Below are 18656 nucleotides of genomic sequence, written 5' to 3'. Positions count from 1 at the left end.
AGAAAAGGAAGATAGACTGATTCCAGTTACGGAGTTTGGCAGATGTGATGTGTGAGTGTGAACATTACTAATAGAAATGGGAATCCTGCAAATAGAGATGGAATTTTTGCAAATAGAGCAATCCAGCACGCATACACTGCCTGCTTTAATAGAAAAGGAAGATAGACTGATTCCAGTTACGGAGTTTGGCAGATGTGATGTGTGAGTGTGAACATTACTAATAGAAACGGGAATTCTGCAAATAGAGAAGTTCATTTTGCAAATAGACCGGTTGAATCTGCAAATAGAATAGCCAAATCTGCAAATAGAGAGTGGAATCTTGCAAATAGCCCATTTCGCACGGCTGCTGTCTACAAAAAAAAGACAGAGAGCATGCCCCCCTGTCTTCTTTGAAAAGATTATGTATCCAAAAACGTCTTCCCCTTCAGCTGATTCAATGTCACCACAAAGTCGTGCAGCAGCTTGTAGGAGTTTTCCATATCATCCAAGTCGACTACTTCAATCGGCGTATGTGTATAGCGGGACGGGATGGAGATAACCCCTGCTGTGACGCCTTTGTTTGTCATATGGATGGCACCTGCATCTGTTCCGATTCCCATGAAGACTTCATGCTGATATGGGATATCTCCTTCTGCCGCCACTTTTTCGAGGTGCTGAGTGACAAGCGGATGGGCAATCAGTGATTTATCAGCGATTTTGATGCAAGGGCCATTGCCAAGGATTCTTGTGCCTGTCATGAGCACGTCAAATGTGTCGCTGGTTGGTGTTGTATCCAGTGCCAGCGCAAAGTCAGGTTCTACCGCTGCAGATACAACGGACGCTCCTCTTAACCCAACTTCCTCCTGTACCGTAAAGGCACCGTAAATGTCACCATGCTGTGCCCCGCTTCCTCCAATGTTTTGGAGCAGACGAATCAATAGGGCGCAGCCTGCCCGGTCGTCCAAAGCTTTGCCGGTAACGCGGTTACTTCCTATTTTCTTGAATTCAGTGCCATAGCTGATGGGCTGTCCAATCTTGATTCCCATTTCCGCGGCTTCTTCTGCTGTACGGGCGCCGATATCAATATAAAGATCGCGGTGGCTGGAAATGCGCTTTGGATCATCCCATTTCACATAGTGGGCAGAAATGGTTCCAATCACTCCATCTACAGCGCCTTTTTCAGATCGAACCTTAACCGGCAGTGATAAAAGAATACGGTCATCAAATCCGCCTAATTTCTCAAATCGAATTAAACCGTTATCCTCGATTTTTTTTACGATAAATCCAATTTCATCGGTGTGGGCTGCAATGACTAATGAAGGAAAATCCGGGTTATTTCCTTTCTTTTTCACAATCAGGTTCCCGACCGAATCGACGTGGTATTCATCCACATAATCCTTCACTTCATTTAAAATAAATCGCTGGACATCCTGTTCAAAACCGCTTGGACCTACGATATCGCATAACCCTTTTAATAATTCATACACAGTGAAACCCTCCCTTAAATATGCAAAGAGTCCCCCGCAAACGCAGGGGCTCTGGCTGTTAATTCGTCAAGTAAACCTTCGTAAAGTCATCATCTTCCATTGGGTGTGCAGTGAATCCCTGGACATAAGCCGCCATTGCGATTGGCGGGGTTGTATGTGCAAGCGTCACCCACGGGGCATCTTTGTGGAAGATTTCCTGAGCCTGCTGGTAAAGCTTTGCCCGTTCTTCCTGATCAAATGTTACACGGGCGTCCTGCAGAAGCTTTGTAAATTCTTCGTTTTCATAGAACGCACGGTTGCTGGCAGGTTTCTCCGTATTCGTTGCACTCAGGTTCGGGAACAGGAAGTTATCCGGATCGGCCATAACACCTGTCCAGCCGTATAAGCCCATTGGATGTTCCCCGTTTCCTGACTTTTGAAGATACGTTGCCCATTCATAGGTTACGATTTCGGCTTCGATGCCAACTTTCTTCAGATCGGACTGGATGGCTTCTGCCACCTTCATCGGCTGCGGCATATACGGTCTTGGGTTGCTCATCGCCCAAAGCTGGGTCTTGAATCCATCTGGATAACCGGCTTCTGCCAATAGTTTTTTCGCCTCTTCCACATTGAATTTGTAGTCTTCAATGCTGTCATTATAGCCCCAAAGCACAGATGGGAATGGGTTTTTCGCCACTTCGGCATAGCCATTATAGAAAGCATCCACAATGGCCTGTTTATCAATGGCCATATTGACTGCCTGGCGGACTTTAACATCATCGAAAGGCGCCATTTGTGTATTCAGAACCATGTAGCCGATGTTAAAGCTTGGGCGCTTGACAAGACTTAAGTTTGAATCCGCTTCAATGGTCGTGGCATCATCGGGATTCAGCCCATCAATGATATCAACTTCACCCGCTTGAAGAGCAGTAAGACGTGAGGAATTCTCCGGAATGACGCGGAAAATCAGTTCATCCAGATATGGACCTTCTCCTGCATAATTTTCATTTTTCTTTAGGACGATTTTGTCATTGGTTTTCCAGCTGACAAATTCGAACGGGCCTGTTCCCACTGGATGCTGATAGAATTTGTCACCATGCTTTTCAATGGCCGCCGGACTTGCGATTCCAAACATAGGAATAGCCAAATAGCTTATAAAAGGAGCTGTCTTTTCCGTTAATTTAAACTCTACTGTTGATTCATCAACTGCTTTTACATACTCGATCTTGTGGTTCGGGTCTCCTTTAAAGCCCCCGTACAAGAATGGGTAGTATGGAAAATCCCCTTTGTGGTAGGGGTTTTCAGGATCCATCCACCGATCGAAGTTGAACACGACTGCATCTGCATTAAAATCCGTTCCGTCCTGGAACTTGATGCCCTTTTTCAGGGTAATGGTCCATGTCAGGCCATCGTCAGAGACTTTGTGAGATTCCGCTAATCCCGGCTGGACTTCAAGATTTTCGTCATATACAAACAATGTTTCAAAAATATTGCTTGTTACACGGATAGATTCGCCATCCGTTACATTGATGGGATCCAGCCCAATCGCATCAGCACCGCGGGCATAAATGAGTGAACCGCCCTCTTTTGGATCGCCGCTGCTGCCTCCGGATGCTTTTTCACCGCTGCCGGAACATGCTGAAAGCAGTAATGAAAGAATCAGTAAAATGCTTAAAACCAGTGAAGACTTGCCTTTCATTGTTTTTCCCCCTTGTGATTTTTATGTAGATGAAAGTAAGATAAAGTCTTATTTTTAGACTTTTCATACTTTTTAATAAAAATTAGTATATATTAGATTATCGAAATATTCTACTATATTTTTAGAGTCGAAATACTTATTTTTGAAAGCTTGTTTTACCAGCTTCTTTACCATTAGGGTTGTAAGCGATTACATTAAATTCTGGATTTTCTAATAATTTTCTGGATAACAAAAAAACTGACCCAGTCAGTCTGAGCCAGTCATCCTTCTATCATTTATGAAAATCTACATTCATTTTTTCTTCACCAAACACCACTGATGTCTGGCTGGGTTTTGTTTCAGCAATTATTTTTCCATTTCTAACTGAATACTTCACAGCCACCTGCCTCCTGATTGCTTCATACTCATTTTCCGCATCAAGAATAATCAGGTTGGCCGGCTTCCCTTCTTCAATTCCATATTTCTCTTCGATATTTAAAGTTTTGGCACTGTTATCTGTAATAAGATCAAACGAGTTAACAATTTGCTCATACCCCATCAGCTGTGACACATGTATGCCCATATGGAGCACCTGCAGCATATTGCCGGTGCCAAGCGGATACCATGGATCAAAGATGTCGTCATGGCCGAAGCTTACATTTAGCCCTGCTTCGAGCAGTTCTTTGACTCTTGTAATTCCCCTGCGCTTCGGATATGTATCAAAGCGTCCCTGCAGATGGATGTTTACGAGCGGGTTTGCGACGAAGTTAATGTTTGATAACTTTAACAGTCTGAATAGTTTGTAGGTATAAGCATCATTGTACGAGCCCATTGCCGTTGTATGGCTTGCCGTTACCCGGCTGCCCAATCCGCGTTCATAGGCTTCCGCAGCCACCACTTCCACAAAGCGTGACTGTTCATCATCGATTTCATCGCAGTGGATATCGACAAGGCGGTCATATTTTTCTGCAAGATCAAAGGCCGTTTTCATTGAAGCCACGCCGTACTCCCTTGTGAACTCGAAGTGAGGAATGCCTCCCACCACATCAGCCCCCATTTTCAGCGCTTCCTCCATGAGCTCGGCGCCGCTTGGATACGAATTGATCCCTTCCTGCGGGAAAGCTACCAGCTGTAGGTCCACATAGTCGGACATTTCTTCTTTTACTTCCAGCAGGGCTTTTAAGGCAGTCAGACTGGGGTCTGTTACATCCACATGGGTGCGGACATGCTGGATTCCCTGTGCAATTTGCCATTTCAATGCCGTTTTGGCCCTTGTTTTCACATCTTCATGTGTCAGGGTTTCTTTTCTTTGTGCCCATCTCTGGATGCCTTCGAATAAGGTGCCGCTCTGGTTCCACTCCGGCTCGCCTGCTGTCAATGTTGTGTCCAGGTGAATATGGGGTTCGATGAAGGGTGCCGAAACCAGGGATCCGGCAGCATCAAGGATTTCCTGGCCGGCAACCGCTTCCCCTTGTGATAAGCTATGAATCTTTCCATCTCGTATCGCTATATTCCATAAGCCTTCCCGGCCTCTTAGTTTCGCGTTTTTAATAATCACTTCTTAGTTCCCCTTCCCGAACTGTATTTCTGCCTTGTAATGAAGCAGCCAATTTTGATGCCAGGACAAATGTGATTGCTGATCCTAACAGCGAGTTGACTGGCGGGATTCCCGGCACGAAGTTTGCAGCGGCTACACCGGCTGCCCAGGCAAGGATGGCAATCCAGTTAACGGCCTTAAACTTCATATCTGCAAACTTTTTATACTCGCCGCGATTTACGATAAAGTAATCTGCTAAAATGATAGCTCCGATGGATGGCAGCGTTGATCCCAGAATCGTCAGGAATCCAACGAAGTTGTTGTACAGCCACATGGCCGCAATCGTTCCGACAATCCCGTTGAAGATGACAACCTTTCCTTTTCGGATTTTCAAAATGCTCGCAAATCCTAAACCTGATGCATATAGAGCGTTATCGTTCGTTGTCCAAATGTTTAAACCAAGAACCAGAATCGCCGGGAAAATCAGCTTCTGGATGAACATGACTTCTGAGATATCCGATTGCCCTGTTGCGATCGCACCGATTGCACCGAACAGGAACATGATCGAGTTTCCGATGAAGAAAGCGATGACAGTTGATACTACTGCTGAACGCTTTGTATTTGAGAAACGTGCGAAGTCAGGAGTCAGCGTGCCTGCACTGATAAATGAGCCGACGCAAATCGTTAAAGCCGCTGCCAGGCTAATGGCCTCTGTTGGCTGATATTGCATTAGCCCTTCCAGGCCGCCTGCTGTTTCAGTTGCTTTAAAAACGGAGAAGCTTCCAAGAATAGTGATTAAAGGTACTGCTATGAAGCTTAAGATTGCCAGTGCCTTCATACCGAAGAAGGCTGTGCCAGTCATCAGGAGACCTGCCACCGCAATCAGAAAATACGCATCAATTCCTGTTACTTTCTGAACCGGTAGCGCGAACATCGCTACCCCCACTCCGAACCAGCCAACCTGAGTGGCAGCAAGCAGGAAGGATGATAGGTAGGATCCTTTTTCACCAAAAGCATAGCGGGTGAGAAGGTGCGTTGATAGGCCGGTTTTCGCAGCGATATAGGCAAGTGCTCCTGTGTAAGCACCTAAAATCAAGTTGCCTGCCAGAACGATTCCGATAAATTGAATGAAGGTTAATCCTGTTCCAAGCGTTCCGCCTGACCACATGCTGGCCGAGAAGAAGGTCAGGCCGAGCATCACCACAAGCATTTTCCAAAATCCATTGCGGTGTCCCTGAGGTACCGCTTCTAACGAAAAATCCAAATCTACTTTTTTCATACCAATTCCTCCAATCGTTTTGTGAACTGGTACCGAAGGATCTTCGATAGTAAGTGGATGGAAAAAGAAAAAGGCTTCTCGCCGTTTTCCGACAAGAAGCCTTTTTCCTGCATGAAGAACCTTGGGCAGGATACACCTCACCCATTGGTCATCATACTTCCGCTGTCCTTGTCAGCCTCACGGGACTGATTTAAAGGTACCAGTATTTAATTGTCTACTATTATTTCAGAAAAGATTAGCAGTGTCAAGGTGGAATTTTCTAGGGGACTAGTGTAGCAGGTTGCGAACCTGTTGTCACTGCCCGATATCCTGCGATCGAAAATAGCTCTTATGAGGCTATTTCAATATCCACGACCAGGCTTCCTCAAGCTGATGGCCTTCAAAGTATTCAACCGTGATCCCCGGCAGGTAGTTCGTGACCTTTGAAACAGTGCCAATCCAGTCTTTGTCACTGACAACAGCGAATTTATTAAACTGCTTCCACCTTTTTATATCAAATTCCATTCCTTCCGTGGCACCCTGGAAAGTTGTTCCGTCTACATCCGTCATGATGGCGAGGATATTGAATTTCTGATCATCTTTAAAATTTTCTCTCACGTATTGATCCAATTTTTCAGCATCTTCCTTTGTTGCATTGCCATTGAATGCGAGGGCGATGGTAGATGGAGAGCGGGATTCTATGAATTGAAGCATAATGGTTACCTCCAAATGGTTTTATTGAGGTAAATTCCCGCTTAAGCGGGCTGCGAAACTAGCAGTGATGAGTTTTTTATTGGTAATGGAGTGTGCTATTTGCAGTTTTTGTGATTCTATTTGCAGAATGAAAAACCCTATTTGCATGTTTGCGATTCTATTTGCAGAATGAAAAACCCTATTTGCAAGTTCACAATTCTATTTGCAGATATCCAAATTCTATTTGCAGCGTTCACAATTCGCTTTTTTCCCAACAAAAATAGAACCAGCCAACGCGCCGGTTCTATAAATTATTTCTTGCTGTAAAATCGATCCCGGACCTTTTTGAGTCGGGCATGATAGTTTAAGATATCAAGTCTTGCTTTCTCTGCTTCAGGTGCTATCGGCCGCAGCTTTTCAACTTCCCAATAGTCGATAATGACATCTAGAACCTGATCAAAGTATTCAAGCGGACCGTAGTTGGCTTCTTTTGCGATGATAGCCATTCGGTTCTCAAAATCAGGCATGACAGCACCCGGCATTTTAAAGTTCATGATGACGTTCGCGAGGTAGTAGCAATAGTTAGGTTCCAATTGCAGGTGATGCTTTATAACGTCTCTGTAAAAGGTATAATGCAGGGTCTCATCCTTGGCCAAACGCCTCAGCAAGGTGGACAAATCCTTATCATGCGGACCCGCTACCTTCGCTACATTATAGTAGAACACCATGGTGGCCAGCTCCTGCATGGAGGTATAGACCATTGTTTCAAATGGGGTATGGAAATCGGGATTCCAGCCGTTTTCCACTGTTTGCTTGTGAAGCTGGTGAAGCCTTCCCGGATGGACATTCCGCGTGATTAACAGATAGGTTTCAAGCAGGTTGGAGTGCTGATCCTCTTCCGCTGTCCAGGTATGCACAAATTCCTTAATAACACTCAATGACCCTTTAAAGGTCTGGTCTAAATAAGAGGTGAACCATGGGAGATTCACTTCTGTCAGGAGAGCTGTCTCCACAGCAGTAATAACTGACTCCGGAAGCGTCACCTGGCTTTCATCCCAAGGTACACGCCTGAAATCCTGTGCTTTATCCCATGGGAGAAATTCGTGATAGCCCCAATCTATTTTTTCAGCCCGCTTTTTGTGCTCCTCATACAATTCCCTTACCTTCGGCTCCAGACGAAAATCAAGATGATTTGTTAACAAGTGTAGACCTCCATCGCTATTTTATTGCTAACTATTATGACCTGTTACTAATTCAACTATATCACATTTGCACGTTAACTAACTAATATGGAAATCGAATTTTCAGGAAATTAGTTCTTTAAACATGCAAATTTCCGCGTCCTTTCGACGCTAATCTCCAGCGGTTGACAGCATTCGTTTCGACATAGGCCGACAGTCATTTATTTCTGTAAATTTATTGTATAAGAATGTAAAAATATAATTCTTTCGGACAATGATTGTGGTAAAATTATCTAAAATATGTCGACGGGAGAGGATTGGAAAAGTGAAAAAACAGATTGTCACACTAGCAGCCGCTGCTATGCTATCTTCAGGTTTTGCCGCTAAGGCTTCGGCTGATACACATGTGGTGAAAAAGGGGGACACTCTATATCAGTTAGCCGTAAAATACAAAACCACTGTGACAGAGCTTAAAACTATTAACAAATTAAGCTCAGATTCTCTTTATATTAATCAATCACTCCAAGTGCCCGGCACTGCAAAAAGCGTTCAATCTGTTAAACCGCCAGCTCCGGCTCCTGCCAGTCCAAGTGCAGCCAATACATATACAGTTAAATCAGGCGATTCTTTGTCTAAAATTGCTCTGAATCATAAAATCAATTTAAAAGATTTAATGAGCTGGAACCAGCTTACTCATCATATTATTCATCCTGGACAAGTATTAAAGGTGTCAAAAACGGCTTCAGGCAATAATGATAAAAAGCCTTCTGCTGCTCCGGCACCTCCCCCAGCTGCTGCTCCTTCTGGAGGTTCCGGAAATTACACAGTGGTTAAAGGTGATACACTAAGCCTGATTGCCAGCAGAAATAACATATCTGTTCAGCAGATAAAAGAATGGAACAAGCTTAGCTCGGACATGATTTTTATTGGACAAAAACTCACAATAGGCCAAAAGCCTGCAACAGAAAAACCGGCTGAAGAAGTGATAAAAGAAAGCAGTTCTGCAGCTGCTGTTTTGGCTGAAGCCCAGAAATATATCGGTGTTCCGTACAAGTGGGCAGGGACTGCGCCAGATGGGTTTGACTGCAGCGGATTTATTTATTATGTATTAAATAAAAGCGGCTCAAAGCTTGGAAGGTATTCAACAGACGGCTACTATAGCCGCTCGTACTATATTAGCCAGCCACAGCCAGGTGATTTAGTATTTTTCGAGAATACATACAGACAGGGCATTTCCCATATGGGCTTTTACATAGGAAATAACCAGTTCATCCATGCAAGCTCCAATGGCGTGGAGATTACTAGCCTCGAAAACTCTTATTATAAGAAACACTTCGATGGATTTAAGAGATTCTATTAGGCACCTGAAATGAAAAAACCGCCGGTGCAAACACACCGGCGGTTCCCTCTTATAGTTTGAATCGGGCAACAAGCCTATTAAGCTCTTCTGCCATTTGCGAAAGCTCCTCAGAACTCCGCGATACTTCCTCCATACTGCTGCTTGTCTGCTGGGATGAAGCGGATGTTTGTTCAATTCCTGCAGCTGCTTCTTCAGAAACAGACGCAATTTCCTCAATGGATGCTCCCATTTGCTGACTTTTACCCGCCATGGTTTCCATTTTTTCTGTGATGGATTGAATGCTGTCCGCCATTTCTTTAATAGCAGTGCTGATTTCTGTAAAGGTCTCTCCGGTTGTTTTAATTTGGCTTGTGCCCTTTTCAACTTCCTGATAACCGCCCTGCAAGGATTCTGCGACATTAGCTGATTCAGTCTGGATACTGGAAACGATGCCCGTAATGTCTGTTACCGACATAGTAACCTCTTCCGCCAGCTTCCTCACTTCATCTGCCACAACAGCAAACCCGCGACCCTGTTCACCCGCACGCGCTGCTTCGATTGCCGCATTAAGTGCCAATAGATTGGTCTGATCTGCAATATCCTTAATGACGGATACGAGCTTCGAAATTTCCTGTGACTGGGCATCCAGGCTTTTCATCTTTCCAACACCATCCTGGACAATCTGATCAATAATGCCCATCTGCTGAATCGAAGCCTCCATTAATCTGCTGCCTTTTGCGGTCATATCTATGACCTTCCTGGAAGATTCAAACACAGCTTCCCCACTTGAACTGGCTTCCTGCATGTTATCTGTGAATGCCTCCATAAAGGATGAAAGATTAGAAGCATGTGTCGCTTGTGCTTCCGATCCCGATGCAAGCTCCTGCATAGTAGAAGCAACCTGCTGGGACCCCGCCTTTACTTCTTCTGCTGACTGTGAGAGCTCTTCGCTTTGGCTGCTGACCATCTGTGATACCTCGTAAACCTGCTGGATCGTTGTTCTCAGATTATGGCTCATAGTATTTACAGCCTCTGCCAGACGGCCGATCTCATCTTTTCCCCTGTATTGGATTTCCGGAACATCCAGTTCTCCTTTGGCGATGCGATTGGTTATACCCACAACTTCATTCAGATTACGCGATACCATCCGGCTGATAAAGAATGTGATTAGCGCCCCGAGGATAACGGCCATCAGCATAGAAATAATAAGCGTATTAAAGGTTTTAATCTGGCTTTCCTTTGTAGCTTTAACGGCTTGCGCCCGCTCCTCATTCACCATTACCTGCAGTTCGTCTAATAATTGGACGATTTTTAGCTGGATTTCACTCGCCTCGCCTGCGAATTGCTCACTTGCTTCTGTGTCGCCCTTATCCATTGCAGGTACGAGTTTTCTATAGAAAAGATCGTTTAACTGTTTATCGTAAGCGACAATCTGATCAAAAATGACCAGCTTCTCTTCCGTATCCATTTTTTCTCTGATTTTTTCTTCCATCTCATTAAACTCTTCCCGCCGATCCTGGAATTCATCCATGAACTTTGTTTCAGGCTTGTATAAATACTCAAATACTCTCATTGCCTTCGCACGGGTAAGCGAACCCATTTCCGTAATATGCACCGCCCGGTCTCCACGCCGCTCCAGGGCATTTACATTATCGCCAATATTCTTTACCAATCCTAATACAACAGCTGTTGCAATGCCGAAAAGGATAAATACGACCAGCAGGGTGCCCCCGTATTTCCATCCGATCTTAATGTTTCTATGTTTGTTCATCATGCTGGCTCCCCTTTTTAATTCTTTACACTATGCACAATTTAATTATCGGCAATAAGTCGAATTAATCTAGGTATTTTTTCTTATTAAATTAATTTCTTCAAACTCATGACTCAAATTAAAACCTGACTGGTTAGTCAGCAAGGTAAAGGTAAATAAGTTTAAATTATTTTCGGAATGATAAACAAAAAATCGCTATGGACTTGCCAAGGCTGGCTCAGTTCATAGCGATCTTTCATTTTTATAAAAAGAACCGTTTTTACTCTAAAAACATTACATTCCCTATCGGATTTACCTATATTTCCCAAACCCAAGTGTGGAGGGTCTTGTAACTAGACGAATGTCCAGAGAAGGCTCATCAGGGAATGATTTATCATCCTCTAACCCCTCAATTTTACGAATAAGTTTGTTAGTGGATACTACCCCGATATCATAGATGGGCTGTTCAATTGTACTAATTTCCGGTTCTACCATTTCGGTTAGCTTGATTCCGTCAAAGCCGATTATGGCGACTTCCTTTGGAACCTGGTAGCCCATTAGTTTAAGTGCTTTGAGACAGCCAATCGCCATTAAATCATTGCCCAGGAATATTCCATCGACATCCTTATGCTCGTTCATAAGGATTTGAGTCAGCAGCTTGCCGCTTTCCAATGTAAAGTCCCCTTCGTATACGATGACCGAATCCTCTGGAGAAGCTATTCCATTCCTCATTGCTCTGTCCGTGACAGTCTCCACATATCCCCGCTTCCGTTCAGACGATGGAGGGAACGACCCCGGCCCGCTGATATGGGCAATCTTTTTGCAGCCGACTTCAATCAAATGGTCAACAGCCAGCTTGGCACCTTTATAGTTATCTAATCCTATCGAGTCAAAGGTGTTATTTTCCGCTGCCCGGTCAATTCTTACAAACGGTATTTTTAATTTTTCAATAGCCTTTACGACTTTTTCGCTCATTTCAAACGATGCCAAGATAAAACCATCAACATATCGGTTTTGAAGCTGCTTCCAAAAATGATTATCGTCCATATCCCCGGCTTGGGTATTTACTAAGATGATGCTGTAGCCTTTCGATTTTGCCACTTCTTCAATTGCCACCACAAGCTCCGGAAAAAATGGGTTTGTGATATCAGGGATAATCAGAGCAATCGTCCGAGTTTTCTTTTTCGCTAACCCTCTCGCGATTTCATTTGGATGATAGTTTAGGCGCTCCATCACTTCACGAATTTTCATCTCCGCTTTTTGACTGATATATCCATTATTATTCAAATACCTGGACACGGTCGCTACGGAAACGCCTGCCTCTCTTGCAACATCTCGAATCGTTGTTTGTTTCTCTCTCACGAAAATTCTCCTTTGAAAGGATTTTTCTGTCTTAAACTATTCGTTCGTTTCTTTAACGTGGAAACGATGGAATTTTGCTTCCCCTTTTTCAAGCAGGCCAAATCCAATCATTCCATATGCATTTTCCAAGCCTTCATAAGCCAGGACTTGCTCGCCATTGATTTCGACCTGTACGGCATTTCCCTTGCTGACAGCTTTAATATCATAAATAGTTTCATGATTCCATTCATATGGAACTGTTCTTATACGCTTGAAACCAAAGTTATTTTCTATTAATGAGACTTGATTGCTGCCGTCAAAACCTGCCCAATAATAACGTTCGGATCCAATTGCTCTAAATATAATCCCATGGCTTGTGCCAGAAACAGGCTGAAAGCTTATTTCCAGTTCAAGGTCACGGCCGTAATAGTTCCCTGTAAAGGAAGAAGCATCTTCCTCACCTGCAGCAGCCATCATAAAACCATTTTCCAGTGTCCATTCACCACGGTGGTGAGCAAAAGGTGTTACACATTTGAATTCCACGGCTTGTTTGGCAAAATCGATGGAGTAGTCTGCATTTCCAAGGATTCGAAACTCACCGATGTAAAACTTTCCAAATGAACGATTATCTGAAGGGGAAGGACTTTCAACAATAAAGCCAACCTCGTCAATCAATGCACCATCAGTCTCCGGAATCACAAATTCAATATCAAGCCATTCCTGATGGCATAATGTGATGCGGTCCAACTTCATGTCTTCCTTTGAAAAACTATTGCGGACGTAAGGAGTCAAATAAACATCTGCCCCGCCTTGCCATTTATCCATAAAAACTTTTGCAGAAACCTTTTGTCCGCTGTATGCAGTAGGCGCAAAAGTCGGCTTATATTTTTCATCATTAAATTCTTCACGGCGATAGAATGGCTTATAAAATATTTTACTGAAATCGCCTTCTATAAATCTGTCAAAAAGAACAGACAATGAACCTCGGTGTTCCTCAGTTCCTATTTCACTGCATGGGCCCAATAACGTCTTAAAAGCATTATTCGTCTTAAAGCCATGTGTTGATCCCGGCAAGGTAAAATCAAAGTAAACTTCACCGTTTCGAACACTCTCCAATAATCGCTGAGGTGCTTCCTGCCCATTCACTTGATAGCCAAGAACGGCAAGTTCCTTACAGAAGGTCGGGATATCCAGCACATTCAAGTAGCCAGACACGCTGGATGTCGCGATCATATCGTTGATTGGCTTACGATAATGACCTGGAATTCCATCAAGACCGGCGAAAACTCCTGCGATGGTTCCAACATTTCCTGCATTGCAATCCGTATCCCAGCTGCACATAGTAGCGATTTCAACTGTCCGGGCCAAATCCCCTTTTCCATACATGAGAGCCAGGGCACATACTCCGGCATTCGGGATGATATGGCATACTCCAGTGTACTTATCATAACCCCACTCTTTTTCTAAATACTGACGGCACTTCCGGAAATCCTCTTCCTCAGGGTGCTTTTGATAAAAATCGATCACAGCTTTAACGACAGCATAGTACGTGGAATCTTTTGGAATTACGGACAGTCCTGCTTTGATAATATCATCCATACTTTTAGCTGAAAAGGCTTTCGAAATACACGCCGCCATAAAACGCGCGCCGTATAATCCATTCTTATCATGAGATACACTTGCCGCTAACTCTGCATAATCTGCTGCCTTTTGAATATTATTCGGGAACAGCAATCCCCATGTATCAATAAAAATCTGCCCGCCAATTTGTTCAGCCATAATGATGCCGTTGACTTCTGCCGAACCAGACTGTGGTGCAGGGATGCCTTTTTTCAGATTCAGATAAGCCGTATGTTCCGTGCTGATCTGATCTCCACCCCACCAAAACATACCGATTCCTTCACGCGAATAGTTTAACCATGCTCTTGCAACATCCTGGGGTGTCAGATCCCTTCCGCGAGCATCGTCAATTAATGCCCGGATAAAATAAACCGGACCATTTGCGTCATCGTCAGCAGAGAAGGTTTTATAATCCTTCACATATCCCCTGATATCACCATGGAGTTCCTGTATTTTCTCATATGACCATTCATTTGGCTCCAGTGGTGCACCAAGCCGAATTCCTACGTTCATTCCTAAGAAACCGGCATACACCTTTTCTAAATAGTTTTCAGGTAACATATTCTCAACTCCTGGTCCCCAAAAGTTCTTTTTAAAGAATGTTCTTTCTTTTTTCATTAAGCTGCAGGTCTTGCTCAATAATCAGCTTGGCAGTCTCTGAAAAATGGTCAGCTGTCTGGATTAAATTTATTTTGTTCGTTTCTTGCAAAAGCTCAACATCCTCAGAACGAATAACACTGTCTCCATACATCGCACCTAAAATAACACCGGCCATTACCCCGATGGAATCTGTATCACGGCCAGAATTGATGCCATCTAAAATGGATCCGTAATAATCTCCATCGTTTAACATAATAAACGCCAGCGCCATCGGCAGCTCTTCAATGGAGAAAAGCCTGCTTGGTGTATAGTGATTGGAGGGAACACCAACTTTCTCCATTTTACGGTGTACATCGTCTTTCATTGGCGAGTATTTTCCAATCACATTTTGGAATGTAGAAATAACCGTATCCATATCTGCCTTTTCCGAACGTAATTTCCTGGCAGCTTCAGTTAAATCACGTATTGCATTCTTTGTTCCATCCTTAGCAAAATAAAGGGCTGTCTCGACAATTTCTTCCACTGTCACATTTTCTTCAAACGCCTTTGCCACACAGGCTGCCAGTACACCTGCCGCTTCCAGACCGTAGCTGCTCTGATGCCCCATGGCGAACAAAATTGCTTCATCATAAGCAGCCTTCGGATTTCCGGCATTTACAATCCCAACAGGTGCAATATACATCGCAGCCCCACAGTTGATCATATTGCCAATACCGCCTTCACGCGGCTCACAATTTGCTAATACATGACGCATAAAAATATATTTTTCCGGGTAGAATAGGCGATCAATAATAAGCGCCTCTCTGCCAAACTCAGGGATATATGTTTTTCTAAAAGCAATTTCCTTCACATATTCGTTTCCCATGTCATAAGCATCTAAATGCCTTTTTTCTTTGTTATAGACGTTGATGAGAGCAACAGTCATAAGAGTATCGTCTGTAACTGTACCGTTGCCTCTTCTCCTGCCTAAATTCAAGTCTGCGGGGTAATCTTCCTTGTACCATTTGGTACGGAGTGACTCAACCCTCTTATACATTTTTTTAATATTTTCATAGCTTAATTTTTCAACAGGTGCTCCCATTGCATCACCCAGTGCCGTGGATATAACAACACCTCTGACTCGTTCTTTAAAAGTAACCATACGAAGAACCCCTTTTTTTGTATTCTTTAAATTTCATATTCAATCTTTGACTCCACCTTCAAAAGCACCCTTCGCATAATACTTTAGAATCAGCGGATAAATCAGCAGTAAAGGTACAACCGAGATAATAATCGTTCCTGCCTGCAGGGAGGCAAAATCAAGGGTTGCTATTTGATCATAGGATAGGAAGTTTTGCGCTCCCAGCAGGGAGGTGTTATCACGTTCTACTACAAATTGCCGGAGTACAAGCTGCAGCGGCCATTTACCAGTGTCCGTTAAGTAGATCGTAGCCCGGAAGTATTCATTCCAGTGATAAACTCCATAAAACAGACCCATTGTTGCCAAAGCCGGCTTGGATAACGGCAGCATAATTTTTGTAAAAATACGGAAGTGTCCGGCTCCATCCATACGGGCTGCTTCCAGGATGCTTTCAGGAACATCCTCAAAAAACCTCATCATGATAAACAAGTAAAAGATATTAATAGTTTTATAAAGGATGAGGGACGCATACGTATCCAGCAATCCCAGATTTTTCACCAGTAAATATTCAGGAATTAATCCTGGTTCGAAAACCATAATTACAATTAAGAAAATCATTACAAAATTCCGGCCAGGAAATTTCGTTCTTGCCAGCACATATGCAGTCATAGCTGTAAGCAATAGATTCACGGCCGTACCCACAATAGTTATGAATAATGTATTAAAAATACTCTTTATAATCAGAGGGTTTGATAACAGAATTTTATAGTTAATGAGTGAAAACCCTTCAGGTATTATTCCCAGACCGCTTAGCTTATGGACCTTGAGAGGATCTGATAACGACATTGCCAGTAAGTGAAGAAGCGGAACTAGCACTGTCAGTGAAATTAAAATCAAAATGCTGTAAATTATAATGGTTGAAATACTCAGTTTTTTAAATTTATTCATCATCGTCCCACCTCCTACCAAACACCTTTACCGGTAAAGCGTTTTGAGATAAAGTGTGTACTTAAAATTAAGATAACCCCAATTACACCTTTGAAAAGGCTTGCTGCCGTGGCATATGCATATTGACCGTTTAAGAGACCGATTCGATATACATAAGTGTCTAAAATGTCGATTACGCTGATGACAGAAGTGTTCATCATATTAAAGACCTGGTCAAAACCGGCATTCATGAAAAATCCCAGATTTAAAATAAAGACTGTCATGATTGTTGAAGTTAAAGACGGCAGCGTGATGTACCTCATTTGCTGTAATTTGGATGCTCCGTCAATTGTAGCCGCTTCATAAAGTGAAGGGCTTATCTTTAGAATGGCTGCCAAGTAAATAATAGAATCCCATCCCGCACTGCGCCATATTTCCTGGAACACCAGTACCCAGCGTATATGGTCCTTGCTTGTCATGAAATCAAGTGAAGGCATATTGAAAAAGCTGCGAATCACGTTGACTCCGCCATCTTCGGGATTCAGCAATGCAATCCAGATTCCCGCAATAACGACCCATGATAAAAAGTGAGGAAGATAAACAATGGACTGTACATATTTCCTAAACTTCCCAACTCTTACTTCATTGATCAATAATGATAAAATTATCGGTATTGGAAAGAAGAATACAATTTTCATCACGCTAATAATGATGGTATTTCTTAATACATCCATAAAGGCTGGGGAGCTAAATAGCACCTTAAAGTGCTTCCATCCGACCCAAACATTATCACCGATAATCCGGTAATCCTGAAATGCCAGCTTCATTCCGATTAATGGAACGACGTGGAAGATCGAAAAATAAAGGAGGGCTGGAAAAAGCATAAGATAGAGGACCCAGCTTGATTTAATTTGCTTCAGTATGCCCTTTTTCATCTTTATACTCCTTTTCCTCTACAAATTGGGTCACTTCGTTTCGCTTGGGCATTCCCGTTTGAGCACCCTTTTTAGTGACCGATAAACCAGCGGCTATGTTTCCAAAACGTATACTGTCTTCAAGGCAGTTCCCCTCTGCAATGGCAACAGCGAAAGCTCCAGAAAAGGTATCTCCAGCTCCAGTTGTATCAACCGGGATCACCTCAATGGAAGGAACTAATTTAATCTCTGTTCCATCAAAGAAACGAACTCCCTCCGAACCGCACGTAATGATTAATTTATTTGGATGCTTTTTAAGCAGCTCTTCCATTGAATCATTTGTGTTAAACACCAATTGGTATTCGTGTTCATTTGGTGTGACATAGGTCACCTTGTTAATCAGCTCTTGACTGAGTGTTTGTGCCGGCGCCGGGTTGATAATAATCGTTTTTCCGTGTTCATAAAGGAGAGGAACCAGATACTCAATCATGTCTAAAGGTGTCTCGAGCTGGAATACAATGACATCGTATTTCAGCAGCTCTGATGCAGCATTTTTTACATAGTCAACATTAGTACGCGAATTTGCACCAGGTACTACAATGATGCGATTCTCACTTTGACAAAGCTCAATAAATGCTGCTCCTGTAGGCAATCCTTTTATGGATTGGAGATTTACAAGATTGATATTTTCCTTTTCCAGCTTCTTGATAATAAGATCACTATTCTCATCATCACCTACCGATCCGAATAAGGACACGTCACCTCCAAGTCGGGCAGCTGCCACAGCTTGATTGGCTCCTTTACCGCCAATGGAAAGAAAGAAATTCTCACCCAGGACGGTTTCTCCTAATTTAGGCAGTACCTCGCTTTCAATAAAATAATCCATATTGATACTTCCAACAACGGCTATTCTCTGCATGTTCATCATCCTAATCAATCAGTATATTCATTAACGGTGCATGCTGTTGTGCCCCATATACATCCCGGTCCCCAATTGTCCCTGAGGAGATATCTCTTAAAATCGTAATCTTTATTCCAAGTGCCTGATCATAGAAAACGAGATGGTCAATCTGGTCTTTTGAGAGGTTATATAACTCACAAATGGTTTGTTCATTGATTTCCCCTGAATTCTTGACTCGCTCATAGACTTCCTTGGAATCAAATAAAATATCGAATGTCAGCTCAAATGGTCCTGCATTTTTACTTCGTAATACCTTAGCCAGTTCATATAAAGCAGCCATGTTTTCATCTCC

15 protein-coding genes are annotated in these 18656 nt (G+C 43.2%); 1 reads left to right on the top strand and 14 read right to left on the bottom strand.

All coding sequences use genetic code 11. The features are described 5' to 3' along the window. Positions 1-398: 398 nt before the first annotated feature. From ACTHRG_RS04875 to ACTHRG_RS04850, 6 genes are all read right to left on the bottom strand, one after another. Positions 399-1466 (bottom strand): M42 family metallopeptidase, encoded by a 1068-nt coding sequence (locus tag ACTHRG_RS04875; RefSeq protein ID WP_440230662.1) that lies wholly within the window; start codon positions 1464-1466, stop codon positions 399-401. Positions 1467-1524: 58 nt separating this feature from the next. Next, positions 1525-3144 carry an ABC transporter substrate-binding protein gene (locus tag ACTHRG_RS04870; protein WP_440230661.1) on the bottom strand — a complete coding sequence of 540 codons (1620 nt, stop codon included), beginning with the start codon at positions 3142-3144 and terminating at the stop codon, positions 1525-1527. A gap of 271 nt (positions 3145-3415) precedes the next feature. Next, the gene (locus tag ACTHRG_RS04865; RefSeq protein WP_076257273.1) at positions 3416-4681 is read right to left on the bottom strand and encodes a cytosine deaminase; all 1266 of its coding nucleotides are present in this window, start codon (positions 4679-4681) and stop codon (positions 3416-3418) included. Next, on the bottom strand, positions 4671-5939 hold the full coding sequence (gene codB / locus ACTHRG_RS04860; protein ID WP_076257272.1) for a cytosine permease: 1269 nt from the start codon (positions 5937-5939) through the stop codon (positions 4671-4673). Before codB ends, ACTHRG_RS04865 begins: the two co-directional genes overlap by 11 nt. 336 nt (positions 5940-6275) lie before the next feature. Next, the gene (locus ACTHRG_RS04855; RefSeq protein WP_076257271.1) at positions 6276-6632 is read right to left on the bottom strand and encodes an STAS/SEC14 domain-containing protein; all 357 of its coding nucleotides are present in this window, start codon (positions 6630-6632) and stop codon (positions 6276-6278) included. Between the two features lie 290 nt (positions 6633-6922). Beyond that, positions 6923-7813 carry an acyl-ACP desaturase gene (locus ACTHRG_RS04850; RefSeq protein WP_076257270.1) on the bottom strand — a complete coding sequence of 297 codons (891 nt, stop codon included), beginning with the start codon at positions 7811-7813 and terminating at the stop codon, positions 6923-6925. Between the two features lie 304 nt (positions 7814-8117). Between ACTHRG_RS04850 and ACTHRG_RS04845 the strand changes: the two genes are divergently transcribed. Then, entirely contained in the window at positions 8118-9152 is a 1035-nt protein-coding gene (locus tag ACTHRG_RS04845) for a LysM peptidoglycan-binding domain-containing protein (protein WP_440230660.1), read from the top strand. 49 nt (positions 9153-9201) lie between these two features. Here ACTHRG_RS04845 and ACTHRG_RS04840 read toward each other — a convergent pair whose 3' ends face one another. From ACTHRG_RS04840 to ACTHRG_RS04805, 8 genes are all read right to left on the bottom strand, one after another. Beyond that, positions 9202-10905, bottom strand: a complete 1704-nt coding sequence (locus ACTHRG_RS04840; protein ID WP_440230659.1) for a methyl-accepting chemotaxis protein — start codon at positions 10903-10905, stop codon at positions 9202-9204. 288 nt (positions 10906-11193) lie between these two features. Next, entirely contained in the window at positions 11194-12243 is a 1050-nt protein-coding gene (locus tag ACTHRG_RS04835; RefSeq protein ID WP_076257267.1) for a LacI family DNA-binding transcriptional regulator, read from the bottom strand. 36 nt (positions 12244-12279) lie between these two features. Beyond that, positions 12280-14403, bottom strand: a complete 2124-nt coding sequence (locus tag ACTHRG_RS04830) for an ADP-ribosylglycohydrolase family protein (RefSeq protein ID WP_076257266.1) — start codon at positions 14401-14403, stop codon at positions 12280-12282. Between the two features lie 31 nt (positions 14404-14434). Beyond that, on the bottom strand, positions 14435-15583 hold the full coding sequence (locus ACTHRG_RS04825) for an ADP-ribosylglycohydrolase family protein (protein WP_076257265.1): 1149 nt from the start codon (positions 15581-15583) through the stop codon (positions 14435-14437). 39 nt (positions 15584-15622) lie between these two features. Continuing rightward, the gene (locus ACTHRG_RS04820; RefSeq protein ID WP_083675297.1) at positions 15623-16513 is read right to left on the bottom strand and encodes a carbohydrate ABC transporter permease; all 891 of its coding nucleotides are present in this window, start codon (positions 16511-16513) and stop codon (positions 15623-15625) included. 11 nt (positions 16514-16524) lie between these two features. Next, complete coding sequence (locus tag ACTHRG_RS04815) at positions 16525-17424, bottom strand: ABC transporter permease (protein WP_076257264.1); 900 nt, start codon at positions 17422-17424, stop codon at positions 16525-16527. Continuing rightward, entirely contained in the window at positions 17396-18322 is a 927-nt protein-coding gene (gene rbsK, locus ACTHRG_RS04810) for a ribokinase (RefSeq protein ID WP_076257263.1), read from the bottom strand. The genes ACTHRG_RS04815 and rbsK overlap by 29 nt, the downstream gene beginning before the upstream one ends. A gap of 10 nt (positions 18323-18332) precedes the next feature. Beyond that, positions 18333-18644, bottom strand: a complete 312-nt coding sequence (locus ACTHRG_RS04805; protein WP_076257262.1) for a DUF4387 domain-containing protein — start codon at positions 18642-18644, stop codon at positions 18333-18335. Positions 18645-18656: the final 12 nt, after the last annotated feature.

The sequence above is a fragment of the Cytobacillus sp. SAFR-174 genome (assembly GCF_051964675.1).
In the GTDB taxonomy this organism is placed as follows: domain Bacteria; phylum Bacillota; class Bacilli; order Bacillales; family Cytobacillaceae; genus Cytobacillus.
Note: the sequence above shows the minus strand (reverse complement) of the source record. Positions and strands in the feature narration are given on the sequence as shown.